The sequence below is a fragment of the Endozoicomonas sp. genome (assembly GCF_031844845.1).
Classification (GTDB): Bacteria; Pseudomonadota; Gammaproteobacteria; order Pseudomonadales; family Endozoicomonadaceae; genus Endozoicomonas.
Genome location: NZ_JAVRMB020000306.1, coordinates 1 through 9,731, shown reverse-complemented (window position 1 = coordinate 9,731; position 9,731 = coordinate 1). Strand labels below are relative to the sequence as shown.

Below are 9,731 nucleotides of genomic sequence, written 5' to 3'. Positions count from 1 at the left end.
CGTGTGAGACCGTCAGCTCTTCAAGCAGCCGTGAGGTGCGATAATATCGGACAGTGTGACCTTTCAGACAAGCCATGTGACCAATTGCACAGGCCAGGTAACTCTTGCCGCTCCCACAAGGACCAGTGATGAGCAGGTTCCCCTTTTTTGTATGATCTTTTCCCAGCAATTCTGGTAGATGTCGTCAGCCAGAGCCGCATTCCCGGTAGTCTTTACCAGATAGTTGTAAAAGGATTGTCGGTAGCGCTCGTAGAGGATATCAAAAGCAGCTGCATCGCCACTGTTGTACCGTTCAATAAGTGCTTCATCCGCCATTATGTCAGGCATAGGTGTACTGCTCATAAATTAAGGTCGTCATAGATCCCGGCCAATGGCCACAAAGGGTGCCCAGAACATTGGATGTGCGAGTAACATATTTTTATCGTTGTCTCGCATATCACGAGCCGCCTGTCGTAATGCCACCGTAAGCCCTTGCTCCGGCGATTGTTCCAGTTGCTGAAAGAGTTTAACCATTAAATCGGTTGTTGCTGATTGCTCGGTAGACCAGTGTGAAACCACCAGACTTCTTGCCCCGGCCTGGAAAAATGCGGTACTGAGACTGGCCAGACCGTTATCTCTGCCCAGCTCAGCGGTGTTACAGGCAGACAAAATTACCCGGTCAGCATCCAGTTCGAGACCTGCGATAGTGCTGCTATCGAGTATCGCCGTCGAGTAATCACCATCTACCGGTGTCATTACCAGCCCGGGCTCTGGCAAATTCTTACCGGCCATCAAACCATGGGTCGCAAAAACCAGTGTCTGAAATCGTGACAACGGCAATTGCTGTAACTGGTCAAGCGTTGCGGATTTCCCGACATAGATATAATCATCGTCTCCCAGAATCTGACCGATACTTCGTAGTTGCTGCTCTGTTTTGGGAAGAGGCGGCAGGCGACTCAGGTTTTCCAGTGTACTGTCACCCATAAAGTTAAAAGATGACTGTAACCTCTGACGTATATCCTTGAGGTTGTCTCTGGCGGCAATGAGAAGATTACTCCCCTTATCATCAGGTTCCGTTTGTGGCATCACGGGATTACCAAACCCGGCGTAGGCCAGTCGCTCACTGTTGTCCGTTTTTTTCTCAACCGTTGTGGTCAACTGTTCATAGAGGTTGTTCAGGGATGGCTGATAATTCATCAGATAATCGTCGCCGAGCCATGACACTGATCGATAGCGCATGAAATCCAGCGGCGATGTAATAGCCTGGTCAGGTAAACGCGTTGGCAACACCTGAAATGGCAGCTTTGCGAGAGGCCCATCCGGCAAAAGATACAGTTTCTTTTTTCCTTTCAGGTAAGGCTGCAGAGGTTCAAAAACTTTTTGATACAACTGATAGGCTGAGTCCATTGCGAATGGACGTATATCCATGGCTGAACGAGTGTCGGGTTGGTCCAGAGTTTTTCTGGCCTCGTTGACCAGTTGCTCAATGTCAGTGTAGTTAGTAGGAAGTGCAACGGCTTGAATCCACTCCCGAGTAATAACTATTGCTTGAGATCTATAATCTTCTTCGACAGCCCAGAGAATAACTGCCTCATCATTTGAGAGGTTTTGCATTATGGATGCAGGATGGATGGGTGCCGGTATGCGAGGCGCAACCGAGTCAGGATACTTTTTTTGAACTGCTGTCAGGATTGCGTTGTATTCCTGGGTCAGGTTTTCCATTTCTTGGGAAAGTTGAGCTGCGGCTGATGGGTTTCCCGAGGTTGCCATTGTGTCACGCAATTGCATTCTCAAGCGATTTTGCTCTTCTCCAATTGTCAGCATACGATTAAGCTCTTGGCTGTATGGCTGACCCTCTGCATCACGTTTGATTTTTCTGATCGCAAGAGAGTGGGACATTGGGTTATATCTATGCAGTTGTGCAGCCAGAACAATAGTGCTTACAAGTTTTACTCGTTCACTGGAGTGGGTATATGGACTGAACTGATCCTGTAGTTGCTCCATTGTCTCGATAATGGTAGACAGTGCCATTCGACAATTTCTTGATTGCCATATGTTATGCCCTTGAATATTGGCTATCAGGAGTTTTTTCAAAATATCGTCAGCGATGAATAGCAACTCAGTTGAGTTAAAAGCCTTGACCAAATTACCGGCATATAAACTCTCCAGTCCGCTATCGCATGTACCATACTCAACTATGCGTTGGTTGTAGCGATTGACTACCCCTAAGATAAAGTTTCTCGCTTCCTTAACTTGACCTGTATCAAGGAGCTTCCATGCCAGATCGGAGACGGGTTCGAACAGCAGCGGGCTATCAGCCGGAAATGTTTCTAATAAGGAATTGACTCTGGCAGTGGCATATTCAGCCTGAGTTTCTTTGCTTAGTTGTAACAGTTTGCTTTGTCGTACTTTTACTTCCCAGAATGCTCGGGCATAAAGAGGATTGCTTTTGTTCTTCTCACCCAAAAACTTCTGCATCATATCGTAAAGACTGATGGCTTGATCTCGATACCCTATATCCTCAAACGCCTTACCAGCTTCCAGGCTCACGTGCAGGATTGTTCCCTGATACATTGGCGTTTTTGGAAGTTGATTGACCAACCGCATCGCCTCCCATTTACTGTGTCCTGATGCTTTAGTCATTCCTGACAGCCAGGCACCTTAAAAACGAGGGCGATTATTCACCATATTTGCCGTGCGAACATTGATACGTATCAATACTTATTCCTGTAATGTTTGTCTTGCCAAAGCCATTCTTTTGAGCGTGTTAGTCTGGAGCAGTTACACTCGAATAAAAAATCATGAGGATGATATGGATTGTTATCTGTAACAGTTTGGATGCGACTATTCGTTAGGTATTCGGATACCTTCGTACTTCTTTGACCACTCTTATCGCCATGATACGGGGCCGGCTTTTGTTTATGTGCAGGGTGTAAAATCCTGAAGATTTGTGTGCTGCCTGAATGCCTGGTGGAAAGAGAGGTGGATGGCGGATATCGCTATACGCTGATGGAAATGACCACAGAGGACGGGGATGATTATCAGCGGTTTGTGGCTATTCATTTTGAAACGGATTCACCGGTTGAATTTGAAAAGGTGATTTTTGATGAGGGCCGGCTGAAGAAAATGCTGGGGATTTTATCGAAAATTGATTAGCAGCAATTGTCCTAAAAAAACTGGTCGAAATATCGCGAAATTATACACACTAGCGCCTGTTTTCCTAAAACGATTTCAGCTAAGTCATTGAAATATAAGGATGGCACGCTAGCTTCAGGTGCTAGTGTCCGTAAGGGCGTGGAAGTTCGAGTCTTCTCCTGGGCACCAATTGTCACAAAAAAGCCAGACTTTTCAGTCTGGCTTTTTTGTATGTGTGATTTTCCCATCAACGCCTGGGCTCTCTCTTCTTAATGATTTCGCGCTGTTATCAGGCTGCTATTTAAAAGACGACTGTCATCTATGGCAAATGTCTCACACGAGCAATGGTTTTTTCCCGACTGCAAAGAATACGTAAAAACCGCAATATAGTAATCGTCAGCTAAGACAGGAAGTCAAACGAGGCCATGGAGGCAAACGGCTGGCATATCAGGGATGTATTTTGGCAGGGAGCCAGTGGACAGGATGTCCGGATTTTCAGGATGATGACTAAAGGGAAAGCAGGGAGCTCATCAGGCAGGATGCCTAATTAAAAGGACAGGAGTCCATAGGGATAGATAAAACAGATCCAGGAAGGATCTGTTTTTGTTTGCGCTGGCAGACTTCCTGAAAAAACTGAATAGCTTTGCCTTTCTTATCCGCTGCTTTTCTGCGCTGTTACCTCCTCCCAGATTGTAAGCTTGTCTCATTATCAGCCGATATATCATGGAAAATTATCGGGTTGGGAGATGCTCCGCTATGTCATCAACAGCGCCATCCACGGCAAATCGCAGTTTTCTGTTCTTATGGTTAAGTTCTGTTTTACTGTTCTTTATCCTGGGAGTCCTTTCCCTGCAATTTGAAATTTACCGATGGTTTCCTGCTTTTGGTTTTATTGGTTACACCACTCTGTTGCTGTTATTACTGACTACCATGTCTAAGGCCAGCCAAAAAGGGCACTACATTACGATCAGTGGCACATTAATTTTTTTTGGCGCCTTTGTATCGCTGGATATAGTGATATCGAAAGAGGCGATTATTGCTGATCTTGTTGCGCTTGAAATGGAAGGCCTGCGAACGGTTCTCTCTAACCCGGTGATGATCGATAACTATGTCAACATTCTGGTGATTCTGCTCAATATATTTACCAGCAGTGTAGCGGGTAATGCGTTGTTTTATGGGCTGAATTCCCAGAATTTTCCAGGGAAAAAATCGGTTATTTAATTTCACCGCTTCTTCTTTATTTTTCCCGATAAATAGCTAACCTGAAACGATGCCTCAGGCATCGTTTATCTGCCTCTGGCATCTCTTTGCCGCAAAGGGAGATAAACTATGCCAGCTTTTGATACCAGGCAGCTGAGCCGCAGAACCTTTCTCAGAAACAGCAGCCAGACCATCGCATTTATCAGTATTGCCACCCATCTCCTGCCAGCATCCGCGGTAGTGGATATAGACTGCATCCGGTTTTACCATCTCAAATTTGAGAACTGGGCAAAAAACATCGTTGTCGATCATCTGATGGCCGCCAGCATCACCAGTGAAGCCGACGCCCTGGCTGTAGTTCAGTGGGCTATGGAACAGGGCTATCAGGTTCGCCCTCTGGGCAGTATGCATAACTGGTCACCGCTGGTGATTACTGCCAACACCACGGAAGACAGCAAGGTATTACTGGTAGACCTGTCTGCCATGACCGCCTGCCACATGGATATCTGCGAGAGCGGTTATGGTGTCGTGACGGCCCAGACCGGTATCCGGATGGAAGCCCTGTGCCAGTACCTGGCTGAACAGCCTTCGCCCCGGGATGACCCATCCGGTTATGCCCTGGCGAGTTTGCCCGCCATTGGTCGCATCACCCTGGGTGGTGCCCTGGCTATTGCTGGTCATGGAACTGGCGTTCCTCTCTCCCCTGACGATCCGAAATACGCCTTTGGTTCCCTGAGTAATGCCGTTCTCTCGATCCGGACCATCGTCTGGGATCCGGCATCCGGTAGTTATCAGGTTCGTACATTTGACCGGGGCGATGAAGATACTGATGTGGTATTGACCCACCTTGGCCATCTTATGGTCACCGGGGTGACGCTGCAGGTGGTTCCCAATTTTCACTTGCGTTGCCGTAGTTTTACCAATATTTCCTGGAAAAAACTGTTTCACAACGATCCTCAGGATAACCCCTTTACCGTCCAGAGACTGCTGGAAAGACATGGCCGTGTTAACGTTATCTGGTTCCCTTATACAGACAAACCCTGGCTGAAAATCTGGGACAGGGCTCCCGAAAAGCCGGACGAATCCATGGCAACCACAACCCCTTATAATTACCCGTTTGCTGATGAACCCTCTAAGTTTCTGGTCTTGTTACTCAGAAATATTGTCTCTTTCACCTCCAGGCTTATACCTTATGCCAGTAAGCTCCAGTACCGGGTTGTGGAGCGTGCATTGAAGAAACCGATACGGGACCTGTGGGGGCCAGCCTGGCATACGCTGCTTTATGTGCGTTCCACAACCGTGCCAGCTCTTGCTGCCGGTTATGCGATTCACCTGCCTCGATCTGAAGTGCAGGGATTTCTCAGTGATATTGCCGAAAAAATCTACCAGCTCCGGGAACAGTACGCTCGTGAAGGTGTCTATATCAGTTGCGGCCCCCTGGAGATAAGAGTCACCGGGCTGGACGAAAGTGACGGGCTTGAAGGGAGGCTTAAAGGGGGGCAATCCGGCATCAGCCCCCCGGCGTTTTCTCCCCTTACCCGTTCCGCCGCTTATTCGGAAGCGGTGGATACCGCCGTATGGCTGGATCTGTTAACGCTCCCATCCACCATCAGTGTAAAAGCCCGGGGGAGGGCCAACGCCTTTGATGTGGATCTGGAAACCTGGCTGTTTGACAACTACCCGGCTGCACAGGTACGGGTAGAATGGTCAAAAGGCTGGGCTTATACCGCTGAAGAAGGCGCCTGGCACAACGAAGAGGTCATCGGGAAGAATATACCGGAAAGCTTCTCCGACACACCCCGAAGTTTCGAGCAGACCATCAAAAAAATGCGGGAGCTCGACCCTCACAATCTCTTCTCTAATGGTTTTCTGGACCAGCTCTTCCATTACTCCCGGCCTGAATGATAAAGAGGGCTTTGGTTTACATTTCAGATTTCCTTCCAGGCTCGAGCAGAACTTTTATATTCAATAATGGTCTAACTATTGTCGTAGTAAAATGACGGGGGAGCGTTATGGATTCATTACTATTTAGTTTGGCTGTAGGTGGTAATTCGCTAGAACCGCTATCATGGGAGCAAACAGGTCTGGGCCTTTGGGCTTCTGAGGTGGTTACTGTTCAGCCCTCTCTTCGCAGTGACGACCATGATGTAGAAACAAAGCGGCTTATGAGGGAGCGCGTCATCAGTCATGCAAAGTCTACTCCCCCTAAACCACTACCCTTACCTGATTTGAGCGATACACTGGATACTCTGGAAAAAATGAGTCCAATCGAAGGGGATAAAGAAAAAGTCGCGGCATTTATAGAGAACGTTAAATCATTTAGAACGGGGGTAGGTGAGAAGCTTCACAACATTCTTAAGGAAAAAGCGAATCAAGAGAAGGGGTGGCTCAGTGACCTGTGGGGTGAGATGTACAATGGGATAAGGCTTCCTGCGCCCGGCTTTGTCAGTTTTGGCATAAAAGTGACAAGTGATGACTGGTGTTGCGAGAGTAAAATGGCCCATGCTGTGCTGGCAACCTGTGAGTACCATCAAAAGGAAACCGAACAAAAACCTTCAGCCATGAATCAGGCAGAAAGTCTATTTAATAATCACAAGCCCGGCCGTGGTTCAGATCACCTGAAACCCTGCAAAACTGGCCCAGAGCAGCACATTGTCGTCTTCTCAAAAGGGCAGATATATAAAATACAAATAGCGAACCGGGAAGGGAGTCTGATCAGTCATGCCCGCCTTGCAGAACAGCTGGAAACGCTTCAGGAAGCGTCTGATCAACGACAGGAAACCACGGATTTAACCCCATTAACCGCCGTTGGCCGTGATCAATGTGCTGAGCTTCAACAGCAGTTTGCCAGTACTGAGGCTAACAAGAAGCTGATTGGAACCATTGATGATGCATTCTGTTGTGTCTGCTTTGACGCAACTCCGAATGCTGGCAGTGTCAACCGTCAATTGTTGGCGGGCGACGGCTATAATCGCTGGTTTGATAAAACATTGCAGTTTATTCAGCTACCGAAAGAGAGGATTGGCGTCACTATCGAGCACACGCCCGCAGATGCCACAGCCTGGTTTCCCCTGTTTAAATACATTAACGATACGTCAAAGTTGGAGAGACCATCGAACAGTGCTATTTTTCCAGAGCCTGAACAATTGATACCGGAAATCGAGCCTCTGATACTAAAACCGGAAATTGAGAAGGCTCGAAAAAGCTTTGAAGATGCAATCAGCGATATTGAGCTGAAGGACATTGTCATTGAAGGTGTCAGTCGTCAGGCTATTAAAGATTGCGAGGTCAGTCCTGATGCATTTTACCAGATGGTTTTTCAGGTCGCTGTTGGCAAAGCGGGTTATCAACATCCACCGGTCTATGAATCGGTTTCCATGAGTAAATTCAAGTATGGGCGCACAGAGGGGCTGCGAAGTCGTTCCCCGGAGTCTATCGCGTTAATTGATGCGTTAAACAATACTGGATTATCAGACAAGGAGAAAAGAGCTTGTCTGATAAAGGCAGTCAATGCCCATTCTGCAGGACTTAAAAAATGCAAAGATGGTGAGGGTATTCATCGTCACCTGTTTGCCCTTGAAAAAACAGGTGACGCACTTTATCAAGACCAAAAAGACAGCAGAAAACCAGAACTGTTTACTGATCCTGTTTACCTGGAGCTGATTAAAAAGAACACATTGTCCACATCCTGTGTTGCCGGTCCAGACATTAATCGCTTCGTATTTGGCCCGGTAGAAGACGATGGTTTTGGGATTGCCTATTATCCAACGGCTGAAGCGTTGAGGATAACTGTCAGCTGGAAGATAGAGAATCGCAACAGGGCACAGGAATTTGTTGAAGAACTGACGCTATCAGCCAAGGAGCTGTTCAGGCTGCTCGGTATTGAAAGGCGAAAGTCGCATAATTCTATGAGCTTTGTGTAGTCAGAATGTTCAATCGCTATCACTGGGTGAGTGCAGGTTTTACGGTTACTGAAAACAATTTTTGTAACTCTGCTTTGCTTTTATACAAAGGGCTTGGTGTTGCAAGGTAGCTAAGGACGATCCGGTTAAACCACTCAGAGATCATCTCTATATCCAGATAAACCTGTTTTTTATCGTTACGCTTTAACAACTCTTCTCTCCAGAAGCTGGTAGAAAGTACCCTGAAATCTTCAGAAGAAAGATAGAGATCATTCATTATGGGAAGAATGTCACGCCCAAATAGAAATGAATGTGACGAGACCGCTGGTCCTTTTTCGATACTATAAAGCAGAGCTTCCACAAAAAAATCATCAAATTGCTGAATGTTTTTCAGCGATTCGGACAACCCTTCCAGAAATGCGCTTGCCGCTTCCTGAATTACAAAGCTGAGAATTTCCTGCTGATTGGCGAAGTGACGGTAAAGTGTTCTTCGGCTAATTCCGGCCTCTGTTGCGATATCTTCCATTGATGCTTTCAGGATTCCCATTTTCTGATAGCAGCTACCGGCTGCATTCAGAATACGCTGGGGAGTATTGCTTGCCATCAAAACGCCTTTTCGCTTAATTATTGCTTTTATTGTCACATTATTTATAAACTGTGTCATCGTGAATGTCACAAAACTAAAAAAATGAGACATCGTGCCTGGTCGTATTTCCGATCAGCCAGAAAAATAACAATAGGCCAAAAATGATTGCAGAAAACCTGTTCGGCCCTGTACGACAGTGGGGCTTTTTAGTGAAAGACCTGGATCATGCCATGCACCAGTAGCATGACGTCATGGGCGTAGGACCCTGGTGGGGATACCGCAATGTTCCTCTTGAAACCGAAGTTGATGGAAAAGTCTACGAAGTTCGAATGGATGTCGGGCTGGCTTTCCAGAATGGTGTGCAGATAGAGCTTATTCAGCAGACCAATGATGTACCTTCCCCTTACAGTGATTTCTTTCTGAACTCTGATGAGCAACAGATGTTTCACCAGATTGCTTTTTTTGCACCGGACATGGAGCAGGCACTGGAAAAGGCCCGAAAGGCAGGGCTTGTTGAAGTCGGTTTGTGTAAGACACCTCTGCAGCGATTTTACTATCTCAATGCGCCCTGGCTTGGCAGCACCGTTATTGAATTGATGGAAGTAAACGACAGTTTTATTTCTGGCTATGAGTATTGCGCCAAAGAGGCAGAAAACTGGGATGGCAGTAATCCATACCGACTCATCTCGCTATAAGGATTGTATATGGACGTTAAGGATTTCTTCCCGATCAAAGAGTCGGAGGTTCTGGAATGGCAGGATAGTTCAGACCTTGTCATTGTTGGCTTTGGTATGGCAGGCGCTTCTGCTGCGTTGGGTGGTTGTGAGTCCGGAGCCAGTGTACTGGTACTGGAGAAGGGAAGCGGTATAAACGGCACAACGACAATGGCGGCGGGTCATTTCTATCTTGGTGGTGGTACACGACCACAG

9 protein-coding genes are annotated in these 9,731 nt (G+C 47.0%); 6 read left to right on the top strand and 3 right to left on the bottom strand.

Annotation, left to right across the window (positions count from 1 at the left end; translation table 11 throughout):
- Positions 1-169 (bottom strand): ATP-binding protein (locus tag RM811_RS17070; protein WP_402526764.1); only part of this gene is annotated, 169 nt, incomplete at its 3' end.
- Positions 170-354: 185 nt separating this feature from the next.
- Entirely contained in the window at positions 355-2,622 is a 2,268-nt protein-coding gene (locus RM811_RS17065) for a CHAT domain-containing protein (RefSeq protein WP_402526762.1), read from the bottom strand.
- A 309-nt stretch (positions 2,623-2,931) separates the two neighbouring features.
- Between RM811_RS17065 and RM811_RS17060 the strand changes: the two genes are divergently transcribed.
- From RM811_RS17060 to RM811_RS17045, 4 genes are all read left to right on the top strand, one after another.
- Complete coding sequence (locus RM811_RS17060; protein ID WP_402526760.1) at positions 2,932-3,135, top strand: hypothetical protein; 204 nt, start codon at positions 2,932-2,934, stop codon at positions 3,133-3,135.
- A gap of 735 nt (positions 3,136-3,870) precedes the next feature.
- Complete coding sequence (locus RM811_RS17055) at positions 3,871-4,335, top strand: hypothetical protein (protein WP_402526758.1); 465 nt, start codon at positions 3,871-3,873, stop codon at positions 4,333-4,335.
- Positions 4,336-4,443: 108 nt separating this feature from the next.
- The gene (locus tag RM811_RS17050; RefSeq protein WP_402526756.1) at positions 4,444-6,219 is read left to right on the top strand and encodes a cholesterol oxidase substrate-binding domain-containing protein; all 1,776 of its coding nucleotides are present in this window, start codon (positions 4,444-4,446) and stop codon (positions 6,217-6,219) included.
- 107 nt (positions 6,220-6,326) lie between these two features.
- Positions 6,327-8,237: a choline/carnitine O-acyltransferase gene (locus RM811_RS17045; RefSeq protein ID WP_402526754.1), complete on the top strand. Its 1,911-nt coding sequence runs from the start codon at positions 6,327-6,329 to the stop codon at positions 8,235-8,237.
- A 19-nt stretch (positions 8,238-8,256) separates the two neighbouring features.
- On the opposite strand, the gene RM811_RS17040 is transcribed toward RM811_RS17045, so the two are convergent.
- The gene (locus RM811_RS17040; RefSeq protein ID WP_402526751.1) at positions 8,257-8,820 is read right to left on the bottom strand and encodes a TetR/AcrR family transcriptional regulator; all 564 of its coding nucleotides are present in this window, start codon (positions 8,818-8,820) and stop codon (positions 8,257-8,259) included.
- Positions 8,821-9,053: 233 nt separating this feature from the next.
- Between RM811_RS17040 and RM811_RS17035 the strand changes: the two genes are divergently transcribed.
- Both RM811_RS17035 and RM811_RS17030 read left to right on the top strand, forming a co-directional pair.
- Positions 9,054-9,497 (top strand): VOC family protein, encoded by a 444-nt coding sequence (locus RM811_RS17035; RefSeq protein ID WP_402526749.1) that lies wholly within the window; start codon positions 9,054-9,056, stop codon positions 9,495-9,497.
- A 9-nt stretch (positions 9,498-9,506) separates the two neighbouring features.
- Positions 9,507-9,731, top strand: a 225-nt coding sequence (locus RM811_RS17030; RefSeq protein WP_402526746.1) for an FAD-dependent oxidoreductase, incomplete at its 3' end; no start/stop codon positions are given.